The organism is Streptomyces sp. PSU-S4-23 (assembly GCF_055632315.1).
Genome location: NZ_JBVMUU010000002.1, coordinates 3,887,111 through 3,909,969, shown reverse-complemented (window position 1 = coordinate 3,909,969; position 22,859 = coordinate 3,887,111). Strand labels below are relative to the sequence as shown.

General features: G+C 73.3%; 18 protein-coding genes. 10 read left to right on the top strand and 8 right to left on the bottom strand.

What is annotated here, in order from left to right; translation table 11 throughout:
* Positions 1–2: 2 nt before the first annotated feature.
* From ACZ79I_RS17855 to ACZ79I_RS17835, 5 genes are all read left to right on the top strand, one after another.
* The gene (locus tag ACZ79I_RS17855; RefSeq protein ID WP_471498503.1) at positions 3–1,850 is read left to right on the top strand and encodes an acetyl/propionyl/methylcrotonyl-CoA carboxylase subunit alpha; all 1,848 of its coding nucleotides are present in this window, start codon (positions 3–5) and stop codon (positions 1,848–1,850) included.
* Positions 1,851–1,947: 97 nt separating this feature from the next.
* On the top strand, positions 1,948–3,108 hold the full coding sequence (locus ACZ79I_RS17850; protein ID WP_471498502.1) for an acyl-CoA dehydrogenase family protein: 1,161 nt from the start codon (positions 1,948–1,950) through the stop codon (positions 3,106–3,108).
* Positions 3,109–3,168: 60 nt separating this feature from the next.
* Positions 3,169–4,734 (top strand): 4-coumarate--CoA ligase family protein, encoded by a 1,566-nt coding sequence (locus tag ACZ79I_RS17845; RefSeq protein ID WP_471498501.1) that lies wholly within the window; start codon positions 3,169–3,171, stop codon positions 4,732–4,734.
* The gene (locus ACZ79I_RS17840; protein WP_471498500.1) at positions 4,731–5,468 is read left to right on the top strand and encodes an enoyl-CoA hydratase family protein; all 738 of its coding nucleotides are present in this window, start codon (positions 4,731–4,733) and stop codon (positions 5,466–5,468) included. The genes ACZ79I_RS17845 and ACZ79I_RS17840 overlap by 4 nt, the downstream gene beginning before the upstream one ends.
* Complete coding sequence (locus ACZ79I_RS17835) at positions 5,456–6,088, top strand: TetR/AcrR family transcriptional regulator (RefSeq protein WP_471498499.1); 633 nt, start codon at positions 5,456–5,458, stop codon at positions 6,086–6,088. The genes ACZ79I_RS17840 and ACZ79I_RS17835 overlap by 13 nt, the downstream gene beginning before the upstream one ends.
* Positions 6,089–6,428: 340 nt before the next feature.
* Here the strand turns inward: ACZ79I_RS17835 and ACZ79I_RS17830 are convergent, their stop codons facing one another.
* Positions 6,429–7,529 carry a citrate synthase 2 gene (locus ACZ79I_RS17830; protein WP_471498498.1) on the bottom strand — a complete coding sequence of 367 codons (1,101 nt, stop codon included), beginning with the start codon at positions 7,527–7,529 and terminating at the stop codon, positions 6,429–6,431.
* 436 nt (positions 7,530–7,965) lie between these two features.
* Between ACZ79I_RS17830 and pdxH the strand changes: the two genes are divergently transcribed.
* Complete coding sequence (pdxH, locus tag ACZ79I_RS17825; RefSeq protein WP_471505043.1) at positions 7,966–8,604, top strand: pyridoxamine 5'-phosphate oxidase; 639 nt, start codon at positions 7,966–7,968, stop codon at positions 8,602–8,604.
* Between the two features lie 328 nt (positions 8,605–8,932).
* On the opposite strand, the gene ACZ79I_RS17820 is transcribed toward pdxH, so the two are convergent.
* Both ACZ79I_RS17820 and ACZ79I_RS17815 read right to left on the bottom strand, forming a co-directional pair.
* Positions 8,933–9,793, bottom strand: a complete 861-nt coding sequence (locus ACZ79I_RS17820) for an alpha/beta fold hydrolase (RefSeq protein WP_471498497.1) — start codon at positions 9,791–9,793, stop codon at positions 8,933–8,935.
* Between the two features lie 579 nt (positions 9,794–10,372).
* Positions 10,373–11,065 (bottom strand): metal-dependent transcriptional regulator, encoded by a 693-nt coding sequence (locus tag ACZ79I_RS17815; RefSeq protein ID WP_471498496.1) that lies wholly within the window; start codon positions 11,063–11,065, stop codon positions 10,373–10,375.
* Between the two features lie 255 nt (positions 11,066–11,320).
* Here ACZ79I_RS17815 and ACZ79I_RS17810 point away from each other — a divergent pair, with 255 nt between their 5' ends.
* The gene (locus tag ACZ79I_RS17810) at positions 11,321–12,109 is read left to right on the top strand and encodes an SIS domain-containing protein (RefSeq protein WP_471498495.1); all 789 of its coding nucleotides are present in this window, start codon (positions 11,321–11,323) and stop codon (positions 12,107–12,109) included.
* Positions 12,110–12,535: 426 nt separating this feature from the next.
* Here ACZ79I_RS17810 and ACZ79I_RS17805 read toward each other — a convergent pair whose 3' ends face one another.
* From ACZ79I_RS17805 to ACZ79I_RS17790, 4 genes are all read right to left on the bottom strand, one after another.
* Positions 12,536–13,927, bottom strand: a complete 1,392-nt coding sequence (locus ACZ79I_RS17805; protein ID WP_471498494.1) for a PAS domain-containing protein — start codon at positions 13,925–13,927, stop codon at positions 12,536–12,538.
* A 154-nt stretch (positions 13,928–14,081) separates the two neighbouring features.
* Complete coding sequence (locus ACZ79I_RS17800) at positions 14,082–15,674, bottom strand: transporter (RefSeq protein WP_471498493.1); 1,593 nt, start codon at positions 15,672–15,674, stop codon at positions 14,082–14,084.
* A complete protein-coding gene (locus ACZ79I_RS17795; RefSeq protein WP_471498492.1) occupies positions 15,671–16,462 on the bottom strand; it encodes an ABC transporter ATP-binding protein in 792 nt (263 codons plus the stop codon). Before ACZ79I_RS17795 ends, ACZ79I_RS17800 begins: the two co-directional genes overlap by 4 nt.
* An 81-nt stretch (positions 16,463–16,543) precedes the next feature.
* A complete protein-coding gene (locus ACZ79I_RS17790) occupies positions 16,544–17,197 on the bottom strand; it encodes a bifunctional DNA primase/polymerase (RefSeq protein WP_471498491.1) in 654 nt (217 codons plus the stop codon).
* 429 nt (positions 17,198–17,626) lie between these two features.
* On the opposite strand from ACZ79I_RS17790, the gene ACZ79I_RS17785 reads away from it, so the two are divergent.
* Both ACZ79I_RS17785 and ACZ79I_RS17780 read left to right on the top strand, forming a co-directional pair.
* On the top strand, positions 17,627–19,012 hold the full coding sequence (locus tag ACZ79I_RS17785; RefSeq protein WP_471498490.1) for a transcriptional regulator: 1,386 nt from the start codon (positions 17,627–17,629) through the stop codon (positions 19,010–19,012).
* 206 nt (positions 19,013–19,218) lie between these two features.
* The gene (locus ACZ79I_RS17780; RefSeq protein WP_471498489.1) at positions 19,219–20,814 is read left to right on the top strand and encodes a hypothetical protein; all 1,596 of its coding nucleotides are present in this window, start codon (positions 19,219–19,221) and stop codon (positions 20,812–20,814) included.
* A 49-nt stretch (positions 20,815–20,863) separates the two neighbouring features.
* Here the strand turns inward: ACZ79I_RS17780 and ACZ79I_RS17775 are convergent, their stop codons facing one another.
* The gene (locus ACZ79I_RS17775) at positions 20,864–22,195 is read right to left on the bottom strand and encodes an ABC transporter substrate-binding protein (RefSeq protein WP_471498488.1); all 1,332 of its coding nucleotides are present in this window, start codon (positions 22,193–22,195) and stop codon (positions 20,864–20,866) included.
* A 171-nt stretch (positions 22,196–22,366) separates the two neighbouring features.
* Here ACZ79I_RS17775 and ACZ79I_RS17770 point away from each other — a divergent pair, with 171 nt between their 5' ends.
* Positions 22,367–22,813: an SCO4402 family protein gene (locus ACZ79I_RS17770; RefSeq protein WP_471498487.1), complete on the top strand. Its 447-nt coding sequence runs from the start codon at positions 22,367–22,369 to the stop codon at positions 22,811–22,813.
* Positions 22,814–22,859: the final 46 nt, after the last annotated feature.

The window sequence follows — 22,859 nt, the reverse complement described above, 5'->3', positions numbered from 1 at the left end:
CCGTGATTACTTCCGTACTGGTGGCGAACCGCGGCGAGATCGCCTGCCGTATTGCCCGAACCTGCCGCGAGCTGGGCATCCGGACCGTGGCCGTGCACTCGGACGCCGACGCCGGCGCGCTGCACACACGCGTCGCGGACGCGGCCGTACGGCTGCCCGGCGCGGCTCCCGCGGACACCTATCTGCGCGGCGACCTGATCGTGAAGGCGGCCCTCGCGGCCGGCGCCGACGCCGTGCACCCCGGCTACGGCTTCCTGTCCGAGAACGCCGGCTTCGCGCGCGCGGTGCGCGAGGCGGGCCTCACCTGGATCGGGCCGCCCCCCGAGGCGATCGAGGCGATGGCATCCAAGACCCGCGCCAAGAAGCTGATGGGCCTGGAGCCGCTGGCCACCGTCACCGCCGACGACCTGCCCGTCCTGGTCAAGGCCGCGGCCGGCGGCGGCGGACGCGGGATGCGCGTCGTACGGGACCTGGACGCCCTGGACGCCGAACTGACCGCCGCGCGCGCCGAGGCGCTCGCCGCCTTCGGCGACGACGAGGTCTTCGTCGAGCCCTACGTGGAGGGCGGACGCCACGTCGAGGTGCAGATCCTCGCCGACACGCACGGCACGGTGTGGACGCTGGGCACCCGGGACTGCTCCCTGCAGCGCCGCCACCAGAAGGTGATCGAGGAGGCCCCGGCGCCGGGCCTGACGCCCGAACTGACCGGGTCCCTGTGCGAGATGGCCGAGCGGGCCGCCCGTGCCGTCGACTACGCGGGCGCGGGCACCGTGGAGTTCCTCGTCGCGGACGGCCGGGCGCACTTCCTGGAGATGAACACCCGCCTGCAGGTGGAACATCCGGTCACCGAGGCGGTGTTCGGGGTCGACCTGGTGGCCCTGCAGATCCGGGTGGCGGAGGGCGCCGTGCTGGACGAGGAGCCTCCCTCCGCGCGCGGCCACGCCGTGGAGGCCCGCCTGTACGCCGAGGACCCGGCCCGCGACTGGGCGCCGCAGACCGGCACCCTGCACCGCCTCGCCGTGCCGGGTGTGCGCCTGGACACCGGGTACGCGGACGGCGACACGATCGGCGTCCACTACGACCCCATGCTCGCCAAGGCCGTCGCCCACGCCCCGACCCGCGCGGAGGCCGTCCGCAAGCTGGCCGGCGCCCTGGAGCGGGCCGAGATCCACGGCCCGGTGACGAACAGGGACCTGCTCGTACGGTCCCTGCGCCACGAGGAGTTCACGGCGGTCCGGGCGGACACCGGCTTCTACGAGCGCCATCTGCCGCGGCTCACCGAGCCCGCCCCCGACCCGTACGCCCCCCTGGCCGCCGCGCTCGCGGACGCGCACGGCCGCTCGCGGTTCGGCGGCTGGCGCAACCTGCCGTCGCAGCCGCAGGCCAAGCGCTACCTCATGGCGGGCGAGGAGCACGAGGTCCGCTACCGGCACACCCGTGAGGGCCTGGCGGCGGACGGGGTGCGCGTGGTGCACGCCGACGCCGGCCTCGTCGTCCTCGACGTCGACGGCGTCCAGCGGAAGTTCCAGGTGGCCCGCTACGGCGACCGGGTGTACGTCGGGCCGACCGCCCTGACGGCCCTGCCCCGCTTCCCGGAACCGGCGGCCGACCACGCCCCCGGCTCCCTGCTCGCGCCCATGCCCGGCACGGTGGTCCGCGTCGCCGACGGCCTCGCCGTCGGAGCCCGCGTACAAGCCGGCCGGCCCCTGCTGTGGCTGGAGGCGATGAAGATGGAACACAAGATCACGGCGCCGGTCTCCGGCACCGTCACCGCCCTCCACGCGAGCCCCGGCCGGCAGGTGGAGCTGGGCACGCTGCTGGCCGTCGTGGAGGACGACACGCCCCGGTAGGGGGCACGGGACAGCACCACCGCGCGGCCGTGGCCGCGCGGGCGCGAGCGACCGCGAGCGCGAGCACACACAACGAACCCGCACCCGGGAGGCCGACATGAGCCCCGTCATCGAATCCGACGAACACAAGGACCTTCGCGCGGCCGTCGCCGCCCTCGGCAAGCGCTACGGCCGCGAGTACGTCACCACCCTCCTCAAGGAGGGCCGCCACCCCACCGAACTGTGGGCGGAGGCCGGCAAGCTCGGCTACCTCGGCGTGAACCTCCCCGAGGAGTACGGCGGCGGGGGCGGCGGGATCGCCGAACTCTCCATCGTGCTGGAGGAGCTGGGCGCGGCCGGCTGCCCCCTCCTCATGCTCGTCGTCTCACCCGCCATCTGCGGCACGGTCATCGCCCGCTTCGGCACCACCGCGCAGAAGGAGCGGTGGCTGCCCGGCCTGGCGGACGGCACCCGCACCATGGCCTTCGGCATCACCGAACCCGACGCCGGCTCCAACTCCCACCGCATCACCACCACGGCCCGCCGCGACGGCGACGAGTGGGTCCTGACCGGCCGCAAGGTGTTCATCTCCGGCGTCGACATCGCCGACGCGACCCTGATCGTCGGCCGCACCGAGGACGCCCGCACCGGCAGGCTCAAGCCGTGCCTGTTCATCGTCCCGCGCGACACTCCGGGCTTCGGGCGGCGGCAGCTCGACATGGAGCTGTCCAGCGCGGAGAAGCAGTTCGAACTGACCCTGGACGACGTACGGCTGCCCGCCGACGCGCTCGTCGGCGACGAGGACGCCGGACTGCTGCAGCTGTTCGCCGGCCTCAACCCCGAGCGCGTGATGACGGCCGCCTTCGGGGTCGGCATGGGGCGGTACGCGCTCTCCCGCGCCGTCGAGTACGCGCGCGAGCGCACCGTCTGGAAGCAGCCCATCGGCGCCCACCAGGCGATCGCCCACCCCCTCGCCCAGGCGCACATCGAGCTCGAACTGGCCCGCCTGATGATGCAGAAGGCCGCCCACCTGTACGACGCCGGGGACGACATCGCCGCCGGAGAGGCCGCCAACATGGCCAAGTACGCGGCCGGGGAGGCGTGCGTGAAGGCCGTCGACCAGGCCGTGCACACCCTCGGCGGCAACGGCCTCACCCGGGAGTTCGGGCTCGCCTCGCTGATTACGGCAGCGCGCGTGTCTCGTATAGCACCGGTGAGCCGGGAGATGATTCTCAACTACGTCTCCCACCAGACCCTCGGCCTGCCGAAGTCGTACTAGGACCCGGCGGCCGCCACCGCAGCCGTACCGCAGTCGTACAGAGCCGTACGAGGAGGAACCGTGTTCCGAAGCCAGTACGCAGACGTCCAGGCCGTCGAACTGCCCATCCACGAGGCGGTCCTGGGCCGGGCCGCCGAGTTCGCCGAACGGCCCGCCCTGATCGACGGCGTGGACGGCACCACCCTCACGTACGAGCAGCTCGACCGGTTCCACCGGCGGCTGGCCGCCGCCTTCGCTGAGGCGGGCGTGCGCAAGGGCGACGTCCTCGCCCTGCACAGCCCCAACACCATCGCCTTCCCCACGGCGTTCTACGCCGCCACGCGCGCGGGAGCATCGGTGACGACCGTGCACCCGCTCGCCACGGCGGAGGAGCTCGCCAAGCAGCTGCGCGACTCGGCCGCCCGCTGGATCGTCACCGTCTCACCCTTCCTGGAGACGGCCCGCACGGCCGCCGAAAAGGCGGGCGGCATACAGGAGATCTTCGTCTGCGACAGCGCGCCCGGCCATCGCTCGCTGATCGACATGCTGGCCACGACCGCGCCCGAACCCCAGGTCGACATAGACCCCGTGAGGGACATCGCGGCCCTCCCGTACTCGTCGGGCACCACGGGCGTCCCCAAGGGCGTGATGCTCACCCACCGGTCGATCGCCACGAACCTCGCGCAGCTGGAACCGCTGGCGACGACCGGACCCGACGAGCGGCTCCTAGCCGTCCTGCCGTTCTTCCACATCTACGGTCTGACCGCCCTCATGAACGCGCCCCTGAGGCTGGGCGCCGCGGTCGTCGTGCTGCCGCGCTTCGACCTGGAGACGTTCCTCGCGGCCATCGAGAAGCACCGCATCACGCACCTGTACGTCGCCCCTCCGATCATCCTCGCCCTGGCCAAGCACCCGGCCGTGGAGGGCTACGACCTGTCGTCCCTGAAGTACATCGTCTCCGCCGCCGCCCCCCTGGACGCCGACCTCGCCGCGGCCTGCTCGCGCCGGCTCGGCCTGCCGCCGGTCGGCCAGGCGTACGGCATGACGGAACTGTCCCCCGGCACGCACGTGGTCCCGCTCGGCGCCGAGAATGCGCCCCCGGGCACGGTCGGCAAGCTCCTGCCGGGCACCGAGATGCGCATCCTCTCCCTCGACGACCCCGACCGGGAACTCGGCGTGGGCGAGCCCGGTGAGATCGCCATCCGCGGCCCCCAGGTCATGAAGGGCTACCTGGGCCGGCCGGAGGCGACCGACGCGATGATCGACCAGGACGGCTGGCTGCACACCGGGGACGTCGGGTACGTCGACGCGGACGGCTGGCTGTTCGTCGTCGACCGCGTCAAGGAACTCATCAAGTACAAGGGCTTCCAGGTGGCCCCCGCCGAACTGGAGGCCCTGCTGCTGACCCACCCCGAGATCGCGGACGCGGCCGTCATAGGCGTCTACAACGACGACAACAACGAGGTTCCGCACGCCTTCGTGGTGCGCCAGCCGGACGCCGGCGACCTCTCCGAAGGAGACGTGATGATGTACGTCGCCGAACGCGTCGCCCCCTACAAACGCGTCCGGAAGGTCACCTTCATCGACGCGGTGCCGAAGGCCGCCTCCGGAAAGATCCTGCGCCGGCAGCTGAGGGAGCGCTCGTGACCGAACTCGTCCACACCACGCACGAGCGGGGCGTCACCACCCTCACCCTCGACTCGCCCGGCAACCGCAACGCCCTGTCGGCCGCGCTCGTCGGCGGCCTGGCGGACGCCCTGACCCGCTGCGCCGAGGACGGCGACGTCCGCGCCGCCGTCCTCACCCACACCGGCAACACCTTCTGCGCGGGCGCCGACCTGCGTGACCCTCCGCGCCCCGAGGGCCTGGTCGACCTGCTGCGGCAGATCATCGACCTGGGCAAACCCGTCGTCGCCCGGGTGACGGGGCATGTACGGGCCGGGGGCCTGGGCCTGCTGGGCGCCTGCGACATCGCCGCCGCCTCCACCGCGGCCACCTTCGCCTTCACGGAGGTGCGCATCGGCGTCGCCCCCGCCGTCATCTCCCTGCCGCTGCTGCCGCGCACCGACCCCCGCGCCCTCGCCCGCTACTACCTCACCGGCGAGCGCTTCGACGCCGCCGAGGCCGTCCGCACGGGACTGCTCACGGCGGCGGGCGACGACGTCGACGAGGTCCTCGCGCCCGTGCTCGACGGGCTGCGCAGGGCCTCGCCCCAGGGGCTGGCCGAGACCAAACGGCTGCTCACGGCTACTGTGCTGGAGACCTTCGACCGGGACGCGGCCGGCCTCACCACGCTCTCGGCCCGGCTGTTCTCCTCCCCGCAGGCCCGCGAGGGGATGACGGCCTTCCTCGAACGACGGGACCCCGCATGGGTGATGTGAGCACGGCCGAACGCCTCCCCAAGCAGGACCGCAGCCGGGCCACCCGGCAGCGGCTCCTGGAGGCCGCCGTGGCCTGCCTCGCGGAACACGGCTGGGCGGGCTCCACGGTCTCCGTGGTCGCCGAGCGCGCCGGGGTCTCCCGGGGTGCCGCCCAGCACCACTTCCCGACCCGCGAGGACCTGTTCACCGCGGCCGTCGAGTACGTGGCGGAGGAACGCTCCACGGCGATACGGGCCCTGTTCCCGCAGGGCGCCGCCGACCGCCGAGCGGTGGTCGCGGCCCTGGTCGACCTGTACACCGGGCCGCTGTTCCGCGCGGCCCTGCATCTGTGGGTCGCCGCCTCGAACGAGGACCAGCTGCGGCCGCGCGTGACGGAGCTGGAGGCCCGCGTCGGCCGCGAGACCCACCGCATCGCCGTCGACATGCTCGGCGCCGACGAGTCCCGGCCGGGCACCCGCGAAACGGTCCAGGGCCTGCTGGACATGGCCCGCGGCCTGGGCCTGGCGAACCTGCTCACGGACGACGCGGGCCGCCGGGAGCGGGTGGTGACCCAGTGGGCGGCACTGCTGGAGCAGGCGCTGGGCTCGCCTCGGCCTGGAGCGGGGAACCGCTCGTCCTAGGCGTCCACGGCGGGCTTGGGCACTTCCCTGCACCAGGTGCGGAAGCCCGTCGACGACACCGCCTTCGGCCTCGCGATCCTCGGCCCGGAAGAGCCGAGCCGGAAGGACACCGCGTGACCGGCGCAGGCACGTCACGCCCCGGCTCGAGGGCATCCGCGGTCCCGAACGCCGACCCCCTTGGTCCGGCGCGGTTCCCGGCGCGGCGGCCGGACAGGCATCGACCCGCACGCGCCACAAGGGACGCACCGCCCGCACGGCCGCAGGCGCCGCTGCCCGCGCCTCCGCCCGCGAGCGCACCCCGCGCGGACACGGCCCCGTGCCCGCGCGGCGGTGTGACCGCTCAGTGGGTGATGTCCGCGTACCCCTCGACCTCCTGCGGGCCGCGGGCGCCGGGGCCCACATAGCGGGCGGAGGGGCGCACCAGCCGGCCCGTGCGCTTCTGCTCCAGGATGTGCGCGGACCAGCCGGCCGTACGGGCGCAGGTGAACATCGAGGTGAACATGTGCGCCGGGACCTGGGCGAAGTCGAGCACGATCGCCGCCCAGAACTCCACGTTGGTGGCGAGGACCCGGTCCGGGCGGCGGTTGTGCAGCTCCTCCAGGGCCGCCTGCTCCAGCGCCTCCGCGATCTCGAAGCGCGGCGCGCCCAGCTCGCTGGCCGTGCGGCGCAGCACGCGCGCCCGCGGGTCCTCGGCGCGGTACACCCGGTGGCCGAAGCCCATCAGCCGCTCGCCCTTGTCGAGGGCCTGCTTGACGTACGCCCGGGCGTCGCCGGTGCGCTCGATCTCCTCGATCATGCCGAGGACACGGGAGGGGGCGCCGCCGTGCAGGGGCCCGGACATGGCGCCCACCGCGCCGGACAGCGCGGCGGCCACGTCGGCGCCCGTGGACGCGATGACCCGGGCGGTGAACGTGGACGCGTTCATGCCGTGCTCGGCGGCCGACGTCCAGTAGGCGTCGACGGCGGCGACGTGCTTCGGGTCCGGCTCGCCCCGCCAGCGGATCATGAACCGCTCCACGACGGAGTGCGCCTTGTCGATCTCGCGCTGCGGCACCATGGGCAGGCCCTGGCCGCGGGCCGACTGGGCGACGTACGACAGCGCCATGACGGCGGCGCGGGCCAGGTCGTCGCGGGCCTGCTCCACGTCGATGTCGAGCAGCGGTTTCAGGCCCCACACCGGGGCGAGCATGGCCAGCGCCGACTGCACGTCGACACGGATGTCACCGGAGTGCACCGGGATGGGGAACGGCTCGGCGGGCGGCAGTCCGGGGTTGAAGGCGCCGTCGACAAGCAGCCCCCAGACATTGCCGAACGACACATGGCCGACCAGATCCTCGATGTCGACGCCCCGGTACCTCAGGGCCCCGCCCTCCTTGTCCGGTTCGGCGATCTCCGTCTCGAACGCGATGACTCCTTCGAGCCCGGGTACGAAGTCGGACATCAGGCGGCTCCTCGTGATGTGTGCGGCGGATGTGGTCGATGGGTCTCCCGCCCGCCCCCGTCCACGGGCCCGGTGGGACGGCGGGCGTCGGACGTCAGCTGCCGGGAGCGGTTCTCCGTCCCGGTTCCACGGTCGTTCTCGAAAACTCGCGGTCCGAAACGGTCACCCCGGTGATGCCCCGATCGGTCGGCGGTCATCCAACCCGAGCGGCATCAGCACGATATCCCCGAGTGCCACCTTTGGGGAGAGGAGGCGGCACTCAGTGCCATTCCCGTGATGAACCACACCCTCACCGGAGGCCCGGGGTGCATACGGCAAGATGATCGGCGTGACCGACCTCTTCCCGGACGAACCCGCAGAAGAACCCGCCATCGAACCCATCGTCGAACGCGCGGCCGAGGGCCCCGCCGAGGACCTGGGCCCCGACCCCGCCGCGATGCGGGCCCACTACCGCGCCGAGGGCCTGGACGAGTCGTCGCTCGCCGCCCACCCCATGGACCAGTTCGCCCGCTGGTTCAAGCAGGCCGCGCAGGCCGCCGTGCAGGGCATGGTCTACGAACCGAACGCGATGATCGTCTCCACGGCGGACGCCGACGGACGCCCCAGCTCCCGCACGGTCCTGATGAAGGGGTACGACGAACAGGGCTTCGTCTTCTACACCAACTACGACTCCCGCAAGGGGCTGGACCTCGCGGTCAACCCGCATGTCGCGCTGCTCTTCCCCTGGCACCCGATGGCGCGCCAGGTGATCGTCACGGGCACCGCGAGCCGCACCGGCCGCGACGAGACGGCCGCCTACTTCCGCACCCGGCCGCACGGCTCCCAGCTCGGCGCCTGGGCCAGCACCCAGTCCTCGGTCATCGCCTCCCGTGCCGAGCTGGACACCGCCTACCAGGAACTGAGCGCCCGCTATCCCGAGGGCACCCAGGTCTCGGTGCCGCCGAACTGGGGCGGCTACCGCATCGCGCCGCGGACGGTGGAGTTCTGGCAGGGCCGCGGCAACCGCCTCCACGACCGCCTCCGCTACGCCGCCGAGCCGGACGGGACATGGCGGGTGGAGCGGCTCAGCCCCTGAGACGCGTGGCGGGAGGGCCCGGGAACGCAGACGACCCGCGAGCTCGGGTCCTCCGCCTGGCGGCGGGGAGCCGGCCGGACATACCGGCGAGCTCGCGGGTCGGGTGACTGCGTTGGATTAGGCCGGCTGCGCATGGTGCACATGCGCTGGTCCGGCACCGCACTGGGTGTGGTGGCGGGCCGCTAGCCCGCAGCCACCTCACACGTCCGGTTCTCATACATCTGCCGAACCACCTCCTTTCCGTGTACTCCACACCCTAGGAACCGGTCGGCCACCGATCAACCGCTTTTCCGGAGGACTACCGCGATGGCTCCGGGTGCCCGGTCGGTCACGGTGTGAGCACCTCGTCCAGGAACGGCTCGATCGCCGCGCGCCACGCCTCCGGCTGGTCGTAGTGGACGAGGTGGCCGGCGTCGGCCACCTCCGCGTACCGGCCGCGCGGCAGGACGCGCACCATCTCCTGGGCCTCCGCCCGGCCCAGCTCGCCGTCCAGCCCGCGGACGACCAGGGCCGGGCACCGCACCTGGGCCAGTTCCTCCCAGTGCGCGTCGTACACCCAGGTCTGGCGGGACCTCAGCATCTGCTCCGGTTCGAAGACGGGCCGCCAGCCGTCCGCGGACTCGGCCATCACCTCGGCGTAGAACTCGCCGCGGGCCGGGTTCGGGCGTTCCACCCAGGGGTCGTCCTCGCCGAACCACTTGCGCACATCGGCGAGGGTGGCGAAGGGCAGGGGCCAGGACTTGAACCAGTTCTCCCATTCGCGCTGGGTGGCGGCGCCCAGCGCGGAGGCCCGCATGTCGCAGATGATCAGCGCGCGCACGAGGTCGGGGCGCCTGGCGGCGAGCTGCCAGGCGGTCAGGGCGCCCATGGCGTGGCCTACGAGGACGGCCGGGGCGAGGTCGAGCTGGTTGAGGGCGGCCTCCGCGTCGTCGACGTATGCCTCCCGGGTGTACTCGCCGTCCGGCGGTTTGCCGCTCCGGCCGTGGCCGCGCTGGTCGAGCGCGACGGCGCGGTACCGCTCGGAGAGCCAGCGCGCGGTGGCCGCCCAGTGCGAGGCGCGGCCCATGAGGCCGTGCAGTAAGAGCACGCCCGGCGCCCGCTCGTTCTCCCTGCTCTTGGGAGGATCGGCGAACTCCCATGCGGCGAGGCGTAGGCCGTCCGCTCCGGTCACATCGGTGCGCCGCACCATGGTCTGGCACCCCCCTGCTCCGCCCGGACCCTTCACTCCCCTTCGAGCGGCGGGTCCACGCGCTCGTCGTACTGCCGCTGTCGTGCTGCTGCTCCTGCGGGTGTTGCTGATCACCGCTGTCGCGGAGTGTTGCCGTCCTGCGGTGGTGCCACGTTATCGAATGACTATTCGAAAATGCCCTTTCCGGCGACAACACCCCACCTTTGGGTGACCCCTTTCGATGATTGGCCGCCGCCTCGGCGGGGAGATCTTCAGCGGAGGCGGACCGCTCGGGGAAAAACGGTCCGAGGGGGATGACCCTGAGAGCTCGGGGCTCCGGGTCACAACAGGGGAGGACGAGCCCCGGCGCTCTCGGGCGCCGGGGCTTTCCCTGTGTGTGCGGCACATCCTCCCGCCCCCTTCCTGGCCGTGCGACATCGCTGTCGGCGTCGGCCAAGAGCCCCTCCGGTCATATGCCTCATGCGACAGCCTCGCATGCGAACGGCCCGCGCGCTGCGCTTCCGTGCACTGAATCTTGGTTTCAGTACGATCGCGGGATTATCACAACTTCCCCTGGAGTCATAGGGGTTGAGCCTGCGGTCAGCGCTTGGCCACGAAGACGTGGGACGCGATGTCGGACTCCAGCTCGGCCGCCTCGCCGCCGCTGCCGACCAGGACGCCGCCCGCGGACTCCGTCACGCTGACCACGGAACCGGGCTGCACGCCCGCCCGCCGCAGCGTGTACATCAGCTGCGCGTCCGTCTGGATGGGCTCACCGATGCGGCGCACGACGACCGTCTTGCCGTCCGTGCCGGGGTCCAGCTCGGCCAGCGAGACCATGCCCTCGTTCAGGAACGGGTCCGCGCCGTCCCGCTCGCCCAGCTCCTCAAGGCCCGGGATCGGGTTTCCGTAGGGCGACTCGGTGGGGTGGCGCAGCAACTCCAGGACGCGGCGCTCGACCGCCTCGCTCATCACATGCTCCCAGCGGCACGCCTCGGCGTGCACCTGCTCCCACTCCAGCCCGATCACGTCGACGAGCAGGCACTCGGCGAGCCGGTGCTTGCGCATCACGCGGGTGGCGAGGCGGCGGCCCTCGCCCGTGAGCTCCAGATGGCGGTCGGCGGCGACCGACACCAGGCCGTCCCGCTCCATCCGCGCCACCGTCTGGCTGACCGTCGGGCCGCTCTGGTCGAGCCGCTCGGCGATACGGGCGCGCATCGGGACCACGCCTTCCTCCTCCAGTTCGAGGATGGTGCGGAGATACATCTCCGTGGTGTCGATCAGTCCGGACATACGTGCCCCTCGATGAGATTGCCGGAGGCTCGACGGCACACCGGCATGCGCTGGCCCTGACCTCAATTCTGACGCATCCCACTGACAACCGGGGCGCGCCGGTGAAACCGGGGGAGCGCGGACGGCACCGCTCCGGCCCTCGTTCAGGCCGTATTGACAGCGCACTGGTCCAGACCGCAACGTGATCCGCGACACGGGCCGTCCGGCGGAAACGGACACCGGAGACCGGCACCGGACTTCGAAGGGGAGCCGCCGATGAGCGAGCAGCCGGGGGACGGGGAGCAGCGGGGCGGGAGCGATCCGGCCGGGCGGTTCTTCGACGCGGCGATCGGCCTGCTGCAGCGGGTGCGGGACGAGGAGGCGGAGCCGATCGCGGCGGCCGGCACGCTGATCGCGGACACCGTCGCCGCCGGCGGCCGGCTGTTCGCCTTCGGCGCCGGGCACTCCTCGCTGGCCGCGCAGGACATCGTCTACCGGGCGGGCGGGCTCGCCCTGATGAACCTGCTCGCGGTCCCGGGCGTGGTCGGCGTCGACGTCATGCCGGCGACGCTGGGGTCCGCGCTGGAGCGGGTCGACGGCCTGGCGAGCGCGGTCCTCGACGCCAGCCCCCTGCGGGCCGGCGACCTCCTGGTGATCATCTCGCTGTCCGGGCGCAACGCGCTGCCCGTGGAGATGGCGACGAGCGCCCGTGCGCTGGGCGTCAGGGTCATCGGGGTCACCTCGGTGGCGTACGCCTCCGAGACCACGTCCCGGCACACCTCTGGCACGTACCTCAAGGACCACTGCGACGTCGTCCTCGACTCGAAGATCGCGGTGGGTGACGCGGAACTCGTCCTCGACACGATCGAGGCCCCGTTCGCGCCGGCCTCCACGGTCGTCACCGCGGCCCTGCTCCAGGCGGTCATGGCCACGGCCGCGGCCACCCTCGCGGACCGCGGCATCGAACCGCCGCTGCTGCGATCGGGCAACGTGGACGGCGGCCACGAGTGGAACGCCCGGGTGATGCGCGAGTACGGCGACCGGATCTTCTACCGACAGGCTTGACGCCCTCACCTGCGTAAACGCAGGTGATTCCGGTCAGCACCGCTACGCGGTGCTCCCTCGGGTTCCTGCTTCACGGGCCTCTGCCACCCGAAGGTGGTCTTACCGGGCCTCCACAGGCCTGACTTCCCGCCCGTCCGGCGGTAGGTCCGCCAACTACGTTGTCGGACAAAGCGACTTTAGCAATGGTGCTGCGGCCCTACGGGCCGCTGAGGCGAGGACGCCCTACACCTCCACCCGGAAGGGTGGAGCACTGGGCAAGTGTGCGGTAGCCGGGACCGTCACCGTCCCAGCCCCACGCCCCGCCCACCGCGCGCTGCCCGCCGCCGGGGGCGGCGCGGGGCCGCTTGCCGTGGGGCGGGTGTGCGCGGGTGAGCGGGGGCGGGGGCGGTGTCGCGGGGGTTTCGGTGCTTCGGTCGGCCGGGCGGGCTACGCCTCCCGTGGCGCCTCCTGTGCGTCGGCCAGGTCCAGGGCCGCGGCGATACGGACCGCCACGTCCTCCCCGTAGACCGCGTCGCCCCGTTCGAACCGGCTGCGGCCGGCTCCCCGCAGGAACGTCACCACGCCCAGCGTCCGCCCGCGGCTGCGCAGCACCGTGCACAGGGCGTGCACCGTGTCCGCGGGCCAGTGCCGGGCGAGCGCCCAGGCGCGGGCCGCCTCCGGGCCGACGTCGCCCGCGTCGGCCCGCACCGACCCGGCGCGCGCCACGCACTGCAGGGCGGGATGCCCCTCACCGTAGGGCACGGGCAGTCCCGCCTTGCCGGTGTGCACGCTCGGCCCCGGCGCGCCGGACGGCGTCGCGGCCGCCCGTACCAGCCGTACCGGCCCGTCCCCGTCCGCCACCCGGCCGCCCGCCACCCGGTCGATCAGGGCGTGATCGGCGAACCCGGCGAGCGCGAAGTCCAGATGGACGGTGGCCGCCTCCCTCGGGTCCTCGCACTCGGCCGCCGCCCGCGCCGCGCGGTGCAGCTGGTTGGAGCGGAACCGCAGCAGCGCCGCCTCCTGTTCGTTCTGCTTGGCCTCGGTGATGTCCAGGAACAGCCATCCGACACCGAGCGGAACCGGTTCCTCGGCGAGCGGCGAGGCGAGCCGCAGGAAACCGCTGCGCCAGCAGCGCGGTTGCCGGCCCTCGGCGGTGCGCACGCTCACCCACATCTCGGCGGGAGCCGGCGGGGCACCCTCGGCCAGCACATGGGTCAGCGCGCTCTCCAGCTCCTCGACGCCCTGGGCGAGCAGGTCTCCCAGCGGCCGTCCGAGCACGGCGGTGCGTCCGGTGCCGAGCGCCCGGGCCGCGTACGCGTTGACGACGGTGGGCCGCAGATCCGCGTCGACGAGGACGACACCCCAGCTCGCGTCGTCGAACAGCGCCTCGCTGAGGGCGATGGACCGCTCCAGGTCGATCTGCGCGTGGACCTCGCTGAAGGCGCAGTACACCCCGGCCGGCTTGCCGTCGGGTCCCCGCACCGCCGCGGACTGGGTCCGTACGAGCACCCGCCCGCCGTCCTTCGTCAGCAGCGCGAACTCGTGCACCTGGCGCCCGGGGGCCGTCATCGCGGACATCAGCCGCGCCTCGACCTCGGCGGCGTCGGCGGTGCGCACGGCCCACCCGGCGAACCCGCGCCGTCCCACGGCCTCGGCGGCGTTCCATCCCAGGATCCGTTCGGCCTCCCGGTTCCAGTGGGTGACGATCCCGCCGGCGTCGAAGGCGCACAGGGCCGCGTCCATCCCGTCGAGGAGCGCGGCGAGGAGATCGGCACCATCCCGCTCGGGCTCGTCCGGCCCGAGCTCGTCCGTTGTCCCACTACGCCGGGAAGCACTCACCCGAACCCCCTGCAGGCTGCTGCGTCCGCACATACGGCGCGTTCGTCCGCTCGCTCGCCCTCATTCAACTCGAACGTGACACAGCCCACATCTGCTTCCTCGAAGATTGCGGCGAAATCGTTGCGTCCTCCGATGTCCGCCCCCGCCAGTCCGCTCATCCCTTGCTGACCGCCGCGAGGATCTCCGGCAGGCGCCGCGCGGTCCGCGGGGCCGCGAGGCGCAGACCGAGCAGGGTGAGCAGCGTCCCGTACCCGGCGCCCGCGGGCAGCAGCAGCCAGGCCCAGTCGCGTCCCCCCGAGGCGACGTTGAGCCAGATCGTCCCCGCGATCACGGGTGAGGACAGCAGGGCCGCCGCGACCATGCCGCCGACGATGGAGATCCAGGCGAGCCCGGCCTGGCCGGGGGCCACGTTCTTGTAGCCCTCCTGCGGGATGGAGTACGGGAAGCGGGCCGAGGACCAGGCGCCGGTGGCGAGCATCGCGCCGAGCAGGGCGAAGGAGAGCCCGAGTGCCTCGGGCAGCCTGGGCCAGGCGCCGAGCAGCGCGGCCGTCACCACGGTGACGAGCGTGGCGTACGGCAGCGTGATCAGCAGCAGCGCCAGTGCGCGGCCGCGCAGTTCGGCGTAGGCGTCCCGGGGGGAGGCGATCGTCGTCGCGACCATCCAGAACGCGGAGGTGTCCTGCCCGAACTGGTTGTACATCTGGATCCCGAGCATGCCCGCCGCGAAGCAGGCGAAGTAGACCGAGCCGGTGCCCTGCAGCGCGTTGAAGACCGGCACGATCAGCCCGATCGCGAGCGAGGTCACCCACGCCGCCTTGGTCTTGGGGTCGCGCCACACATAGCGCAGGCTGCGTTCCGCCGCGGTGCCGGTGCGCCCCGGGGGCAGCAGCCGGGACAGGCCCGTCGAGGTGCGCTCCCTCGGGCCCGGCTCGGCGGCCTGGAGGGTGGACTCGTCCGGTGAGGTCATCAGCCGCGTCAGGCTGCGCGACCACAGGGCCAGCAGACCGGTCGCCGCCGCGGCGCTCAGCGCGAGTTGGGCGGCCGCGGTGCCGTAGGAGCCCCTGCTCACGGAGTCGACCGCGCCGATCGCGGAGGCGGGCGGCAGCCAGCGCAGCACGTCCGCCGCCGGGTCCAGCCGCGACAGCCCGGCCGCACCCAGCTGCTGCGCGCCGAAGTTGACGAGCTGCGCGCCGACCGCGATGACGAGTCCGCTCAGTACGGCCAGGTCGCGGCCCTTGCGGCTGGTCAGCAGCCGGCTGTTGGCGGCGGCCACGGCCCGCGCGAGCGCCACGCAGACCAGCAGCGCGAGGGCGACGGCGACGACGGCGGTGGCGTAGGCGGCCGCCCCGTGCGCCACGGAGATCGCCGAGCCGGTGAACAGGCAGAGCGTGAACAGGGGCCCGATGCCGATCAGGGACGCCGCCAGCAGGGCCCGTACCAGGGGCCGCGGGTGCAGCGGCAGCATCACCAGACGGCTCGGGTCGAGCGTCTCGTCGCCGCTGGGGAAGAACAGCGGCATCACCGCCCAGCCGAGCGCGAGCACCACCACCAGCAGCACCGCGATCGTGCCGGCGTGCGCGGTGCCGCGCAGGGCGATCAGGCCGATCAGCTGGAGAGCCGCGATCAGGAGCACGACGACGACGGACGTGAGGTACGCGGCCCGCCGCCCCGCGGACTGCCGCAGTCCGTTGCGCAGCAGGGACAGCTTGAGCCGTACGACGGTGGGGGTGATCCCCGGCGTGTTCATCGGGTGCCGCCGCCGAGCCAGTCGAGGTCGGCGCCCGCGACGCGGCCGTGCGCGCCGACCAGTTCCAGGAACGCCTCCTGCAGGGTGGGCGCGCTGCCGCGCACGTCGGCGAGCGGGCCGTGGGCGCGGATGCGGCCCGCCGCCATGACGGCCACCCAGTCGCACAGCGACTCGACGAGTTCCATGACGTGGGAGGAGAAGACGACGGTGGCGCCGGAGGAGGTGTAGCGCTCCAGGACGCCGCGGATGGTCTGCGCGGAGACCGGGTCGACGCCCTCGAACGGCTCGTCGAGGAAGAGGACGTCGGGGTTGTGGAGGAGGGCGGCGGCCAGCCCGATCTTCTTGCGCATGCCGGTCGAGTAGTCGACGACGAGTTTGTGCTGGGCCCCGGCCAGGTCGAGGACGTCGAGGAGCTGGGCGGCCCGCTTGTCGACCTCGGCGCCGGGCAGCCCCCGCAGCCGGCCGGTGTATCCGAGGAGTTCGCGTCCGGACAGGCGCTCGAAGAGCCGGAGCCCCTCGGGCAGGACGCCGATGCGGGCCTTCACCGCGACGGGGTCCCGCCACACGTCGTGGCCGACGACCTCGACGGTGCCCGCGTCGGGCCTGAGCAGCCCGGTGACCATCGACAGGGTGGTGGTCTTCCCGGCCCCGTTCGGCCCGACGAGCCCGATGAACCGGCCCGCGGGCAGCTCCAGGTCGATCCCGGCGACCGCGACCTGCTCCCCGAACCGCTTCCAGAGCCCCTGCACCCGTACGGCGGCCACGCTCGCCCCAGCTCCCTCGGTCATACGAGCACCCTACGGGCAGGAGCACCCCGCACGGAGTCCCACCCCACCGGCGCACCCCGGCGCACGGAGGGACCGGGGGAGCTACCGGTCCCGCCCGCAGGCGTACGCCAGGGGGGAGATCAGCTCCTCCGCGTCCGGCAGCCACCGGTTCGCGGCCGTCGGCCGGCAGACCCACTGCACCGCGCCCCGGGAGCCGTACCGCGTGGGCGGCGCGGCGATGTACGCACCCTCGCCGAAGGCGACCAGGTCGAGGGTGGAGAGGGACCAGCCCAGCTTGCGCACCAGGTCGGGGACCTTCGCGGAGGCGCCGGGGAGCACGAAGAACTGCATGCGCCGGTCCGGCGTCAGCGTCACGGGACCGGGCGTCAGCTCCATGCGCTCCATGCGGGCGAGGGCGAGGAAGCCGGCGGTCTCCCTCACCTCGATCGCGTCGAAGGTGCGCCCGGTGGGCAGCAGGATCGACGCGGTCGGCTGCTTCGACCACAGGCCGCGCGCGACGGTCGCGCTGCCCGTCGCCTGTGTCACCCAGTCGTCGACCACCGGGTGCGCGCCGGGTACGGGGCACTCGGACCGGCCGCAGGAGCAGTGGTGCTCCCCGCCGGCGGCCTCCAGCCAGGTCCCGGGGAACACGTCCCAGTGACGTTCCTCGATGTACCGTACGGCGGCTTCCAGCAGCGAATCGCCGCGCTGCTTCGGGATGTGGGCAGCTTCAGGGCCCGCGATGGTCTCTTCCACGATGAACTCAACTCTAGCCGTCACCGCGGGTTACGGCCGCCCGACGGGGTGCCATCTCCCGGGCTGGGAATGCTTTTTGGGCATGTCCTTTTTATCCCACATGCGCGGGGAGGAGCACCGTTCCCGCGGGCGGGGCGCATGGATGCACGGGCGGGGGCGCGCACGAGGATCGGCGGCGGGGGCTGGGTAACCACGTGTGGGGTACGGGATCGGCCTTTACCCCGGCAATCCTCGCATGTCCCGCATCAGAGGCATGTCCGCTGGGCATCGATCTTCAAGGCCGGATCTTTTCGGTGCACGGGACGGTGTTCCGGTGGGCCGGCCGCTCGAAGACACGTCAACTCGGTGCGTGGGCAGGCACCGCAGCCACAGGCGAGTGAGCCGAAGGGGCGCCCCGGAGGCGAGCCGTGAGACAGCAGGGGGTACGCCATGGCCGCAAGGCCACTCATCGCGCGGCAGCCGAACGAGAGGCTGCAGGCACTCATCCAGGAAGCGGGCTGTTCCAACGCGGGACTCGCCCGCCGCGTCAACATGTGCGGCGCGGAACACGGTCTCGATCTCCGCTACGACAAGACCTCGGTGGCCCGGTGGCTGCGCGGGCAGCAGCCCCGGGGCCGGGCTCCGGCGGTCATCGCCGAGGCACTCGGCCGCAAGCTGGGGCGCACCGTCACGATCGACGAGATCGGCATGGCCAACGGCAAGAACCTCGCGTCGGGTGTGGGCCTGCAGTTCTCGCCGACGGTGCTCGGCGCCATCGAGCAGGTCTGCGAGCTGTGGCGCAGCGACGTCGGCCGCCGCGACTTCCTGTCCGGCTCCTCGGTCGCCGCGTCGGCCCTCGTCGAACCGAGCCGTGACTGGCTGATCTCCGCTCCCGACGCACAGGTCGCGCGTTCGGCCGGGCCGCGGGTGGGGACGTCGGACGTGGCGGCCGTGTGCGCCATGACCCAGGCGCTGGTCGACCTCGACCACCAGTACGGCAGCGGGCATGTGCGCCCGGTCGTCGTGCATTACCTCAACAGCGTCGTCTCGGGACTGCTCGCGGGCTCGTACCGGGACGCCGTGGGGCGCGAACTCTTCGCCGCCGTCGCCCGGTTGACGGAACTCGCCGGGTACATGGCCATCGACACCGGGCAGCCGGGACTCGCCCAGCGGTACTACATCCAGGCGCTGCGGCTCGCACAGGCGGCCGGCGACCGCGGGTACGGCGGCTATGTGCTCGCCGCCTCCATGAGCCATCTCGCGGCTCAGCTCGGAAACCCGCGTGAGATCGCGCAGTTGGCGCGCGCGGCGCAGGAGGGCGCGCGGGGGCGGGTGACGCCGAGGGCGGAGGCCATGTTCCACGCCGCCGAGGCGCGGGGGCACGCGCTGATGGGCGATGCGCGCGCCGCGCAGATCGCGTCGGGCCGCGCGGTCACGGCCCTTGAGGCGGCCGATGCGGCGTCCGGGGACGACCCGGCCTGGATCGCCCACTTCGACGAGGCGTATCTGGCGGACGAACTGGCGCACTGCCACCGGGACCTGGGGCAGGCCGAGGCGGCGGCGCGGTGCGCGGAGGAGTCCCTGGCGGGGCATCCCGAGTCCCGCGCCCGGCGCCGGGCGATCGGCCTGGTGCTGCTCGCCACCGCGCAGGTGCAGCAGCGCGAGGTGGAACAGGCGTGCCACACGGGCCTGAAGGCGGTGGACCTGCTCGGCACGCTGCGGTCGGGCCGCGGTGCCGAGTACCTGGAGGACTTCCAGCAGCGGCTGGAGCCGTACCGGGACGAGGCGGTGGTACGGGAGTTCGGGGCGCGGCTGGAGCTGCAGGCGGCGGCGTGAGCGGGTGACACGGGGCCCTCAGACCTCTTCTCCTCCGCCTCTCCTGCGCCTCTCCTCCGCGTGGTTCGTGTCCGCGCGGCCCCTCCCATCCCTGTCGTCCGCGTCACGGGGAGGGGAGGCGGGCCCGGTGCTGCGTGGCACACGGCTCGGGAGACCCGGTAGCGTGAGCCGACGATTCCGAAGGTCCCCCATACGTAGGAGTCCCGGTGACGCAGAGCGGACAGGGCGAGGAGCCCTCGGCGCGGCCCGCGCGCGAAGGCATCGTGCTGCCCTCCGACGGCGGAGAGCCCCTGCTGCCGGGGATGACGGGCACGGCGGGCGCGGCGGGCGGCCGCGGTGCGGCCCCGGCGGGCGCTCCCGGCGGCCAGGCCGCCCCGGCGGGCGGCCAGGCATGGGGCCAGCCGTGGGGCCCCGGGCAGAACGAGGAGCCGCCCACCCAGCAGTGGGGGGCCGACTCCGCACAGCCCTGGCGCGCGCCCGAGCAGCCCGGCCAGGCGCCCGTGCCGGACTGGGGCGCTCCGGGCGCACAGCCCTCCTGGGGTGCCGGGCCGCTGCCGGCCGAGGGCGCGCAGCCGCCGGCGTACGGTGCGGCCGGACGGTCTGCGCCCCAGGGCGCACCGGACCCGCGGCAGGGCGCACACCCCCTGCCGCACGCCGCCCACTCCGCGCCCCTGCCGCCCGCCGTCGACGAGGGCGCCACGCAGTACATCCCCCCGGTGGCCACCGCGCCCGACGAAGGGGCGACGCAGTACATTCCGCCGGTCCCCGCCGCGGCCGACGAGGGCGCGACCCAGTACATACCCCCGGTGGGCCCGGGGGCGCTGCCGCCGGAGACGCCCGCGGACGACGCGACGCGGTTCCTCGGGCGGCCCGGGGCCGGGGGCCCGCCGGCCGCGGCGGACCCGGACGCGCAGGCCACCCAGTACCTGCCGCCCGTGCCGGGCCCGGCGCCCTACGGTGCGGGGCCGGGCGCGCCCGGCGGCGACCGGCAGACACCGGCCGAGTTCGACAACCTCTTCCGCAGCGACGCGGGCGGCGCCGGGGCCACCCAGCACCTGCCGCGCTTCGACGCTGAGGGTGCGCCGGGCGCCGGCGCACCCATGGGCCGCGCGGCCGGACGGCGCGCAAACGACGGCCGCGGCGGCGACGGCCGCGGCGACGGCCGTGGCGGCCGGACCCGATCCCGCGTGCCGCTCATCGCGGCCGTCGGCGTGGGCATAGCCGTCCTCGGCATCGGAGCCGGCGCCCTGCTCGGCGGCGGCAGCGCCGACGCCAAGAACGACGACAGCAAGAACGTCTCGGCGACGGGCCCGGCCGCGGACGCCTCGCAGCAGGCGGGCGGCGACCCCGCCAAGGCGCAGGCGGTCGCGCTCGACAAGCTCCTCGCCGACAGCGGCAACAGCCGCGGCACGGTGATCAGGGCCGTCGCCGACGTCAAGGCGTGCCGGAACCTCGGCCAGGCGGCCACCGACCTGCGTGAGGCGGCCAAGCAGCGAGGCGGCCTGGTCACCCGGTTGTCCGGGCTCGCCGTCGACCGGCTGCCCGGCCACGCCGAGCTGACCGAGGCCCTCAACAGCGCGTGGAAGGCGTCCGCATCCGCCGACACCCACTACGCCGCCTGGGCCGACCAGACCGCGGGCAGGAAGGGCTGCCACAAGGGGCAGGCCCGTAACACCGGCCAGACCGCGCTGGGCAACCGGGCCAGCGGCACGGCCAGCACACAGAAGGCGAAGGCCGCGCGGCTGTGGAACGTCATCGCGCAGAAGTACGGCCTGACCGAGCGCCAGCCGACCCAGCTGTGAGCACGGGGGTGCGCCGCTCGCAGACCGGGCGGAGCATCCCCCGGCCGCCTCAGGCCGAGGACTTCTCCAGGGTCTTCGACACGTTCACGAACCCCTTGCGGGCCGCCGTCAGCTGCCCGTCGCGCACGATCTGGAAGGTCACGTCCGAGTTGATCAGGCGGGGGTAGTCGATGACCGCCGTCAGGTCCTGGAAGCGCCACCTGAGAGGCGGGGTCAGGCCGCCGGTGGTGACCTTGAGGCCGTTGTCGAGGGCCGTGCGGATCGTGCGGGCGGACACCTCACCGTCGCCGAGCGATGCGACGACCCTCTGCAGGACCGTGTACGCGATCCACGTGGTCTGCACGCCCGCGTCCGTCGGATCGATCCGGTTGTCGCCGAACGCCTCCTCCCGGATCACCTTCTTCATCTGGTTCCAGCGCGGGTCCGACGCCGCCGGGTACCAGCCGGTGAGGTACGCGCCCTCGTAGGGCCCCGAGCTGCCGCCCGACGCGTCGATGACGGACTGGTCGACGCTGCCGAGCACGGACGCGGTGCGCACCGCCGGGTAGTCGCCGCTCAGACGGCGGAAGGAGTCCATGAAGGTCCCGGTGCGGTCGTCCAGCGCCGGCAGCACGCAGCCCTTCGTCCGCGGGTCGCCGGTCGTCCGGTGCAGCGCCTCCTGTGCCTGCTCGTCGAAGGAGGTGGCGTCCTCGGCGGCGCGCACATCGACGGCCGCGTCATGGCCGCCCGCCCTCAGCCCGGAGTCGAGCAGCACCGGGAGCTGGTCGCCGGCGATGGTGTCGGGCCGCACCAGCGCCACGGGACCGCAGCTTCTGCCCAGCTGCTCGCCGAGTCCGGCCAGCAGCGCGGGCTGGCCGCCGTTGACCGGGTAGGAGAGCACGCTCTTGAACTCGTCGTCGGTGAGCCCGTAGCCCCCGATGTAGGGGATGCCCGCCGACTCCAGCGGGGAGAGGAAGGAGGACGCGTACTGGCTGTAGGAGCCGACGACGGCGGCGACGTTCTCCTTGACGGCGAGCCGGGCGCATTTCGCGGCGTCCACGTAGTCGTTGTGGTCGTTGCAGGTCAGCACGTCGAGCCGGCGGCCGCCCAGGCCGCCGTGTGCGTTGACCCAGCGCGCGTACGCCCGCGCCATCGCCGGCATGCCCGGCTTGTTGGTCGCCGAGGTCTTCTCGGGCGCCCACGTCATGACGGTCACGGTGCCGTCCCCGGAACCCCCCGTGGTGCCGGGGACGACCCCGTACGCCGCGCCGATCGACCCGCACGCCACCAGCGCGCCCGCGGTCCACAGGGCCGCCCGCACGCGGGGAGTCACGGCTTTTCGGGCGGATCCCGGAGCCCCGGAGCTGGTGGGGGGAGTGCTGGTGCGTCGCCTGCCGGTCATGCATACGCACGATTCCGCCACACTCCTAACCCTCGTGTGACCACCGGTCAACGGCGGGTGACGTGGAGGTGAATTACGGGGGCCGGTGATCTCGTTCCCGGCGGGAACGTACGATCGGGGACCGTGCAAGGTACGGAGAACTCTTCCCGTCGCGGCCGTCGCTCATCCACCATGGGCGGCATGCCACTCAACGACATGCCGTGGTGGCGCTGGCGCAGCAATGTGCGCTCCGCGCTGCACATGCTCTCCGACCCGGTCTTCCAGCGGGACGTCTGGCTGGCGGGTGTCGACGGGTACGGCGACGTCACCGACGCCGTCTACCGCCTGGTCGAGGACACCTGGCTGGACAACTGGTCCGCGGAGAAGTACGTGGGCACGATCTTCCGCGACTCGCAGGAGGCGGCGCTCGTCGACACCGCCGTGCTGCGCGTGCTGCGGATCATGCACCAGGTGGGGCCGGACGCGCCAGTGCAGGCCTACGTCGATCACCACGCGTGGCCGGAAGCGGTGCGGGCTGCCCGCGACGCGCATGTGCGGCTCACGATCAGTGACGGCGAGGACCCGGACGCGCCGCCGCGCACGCTGGAGGTGCTGCGGATCCTCACGCGCTCCGCGTAGGCCCCGCGCCGTCCGGGTGGCGGGACACCGCCCCGCGCCGCCCGCG

Coding starts and splice junctions, on each gene's coding strand:
- ACZ79I_RS17800 (WP_471498493.1), bottom strand. CDS start 15,674: ATGAACACGCCGGGGATCACCCCCACCGTCGTACGGCTCAAGCTGTCC.
- ACZ79I_RS17785 (WP_471498490.1), top strand. CDS start 17,627: ATGGCCGCAAGGCCACTCATCGCGCGGCAGCCGAACGAGAGGCTGCAG.
- ACZ79I_RS17850 (WP_471498502.1), top strand. CDS start 1,948: ATGAGCCCCGTCATCGAATCCGACGAACACAAGGACCTTCGCGCGGCC.
- ACZ79I_RS17775 (WP_471498488.1), bottom strand. CDS start 22,195: ATGACCGGCAGGCGACGCACCAGCACTCCCCCCACCAGCTCCGGGGCT.
- ACZ79I_RS17810 (WP_471498495.1), top strand. CDS start 11,321: ATGAGCGAGCAGCCGGGGGACGGGGAGCAGCGGGGCGGGAGCGATCCG.
- ACZ79I_RS17770 (WP_471498487.1), top strand. CDS start 22,367: ATGGGCGGCATGCCACTCAACGACATGCCGTGGTGGCGCTGGCGCAGC.
- ACZ79I_RS17820 (WP_471498497.1), bottom strand. CDS start 9,793: ATGGTGCGGCGCACCGATGTGACCGGAGCGGACGGCCTACGCCTCGCC.
- ACZ79I_RS17815 (WP_471498496.1), bottom strand. CDS start 11,065: ATGTCCGGACTGATCGACACCACGGAGATGTATCTCCGCACCATCCTC.
- ACZ79I_RS17795 (WP_471498492.1), bottom strand. CDS start 16,462: ATGACCGAGGGAGCTGGGGCGAGCGTGGCCGCCGTACGGGTGCAGGGG.
- pdxH (WP_471505043.1), top strand. CDS start 7,966: ATGCGGGCCCACTACCGCGCCGAGGGCCTGGACGAGTCGTCGCTCGCC.
- ACZ79I_RS17835 (WP_471498499.1), top strand. CDS start 5,456: ATGGGTGATGTGAGCACGGCCGAACGCCTCCCCAAGCAGGACCGCAGC.
- ACZ79I_RS17830 (WP_471498498.1), bottom strand. CDS start 7,529: ATGTCCGACTTCGTACCCGGGCTCGAAGGAGTCATCGCGTTCGAGACG.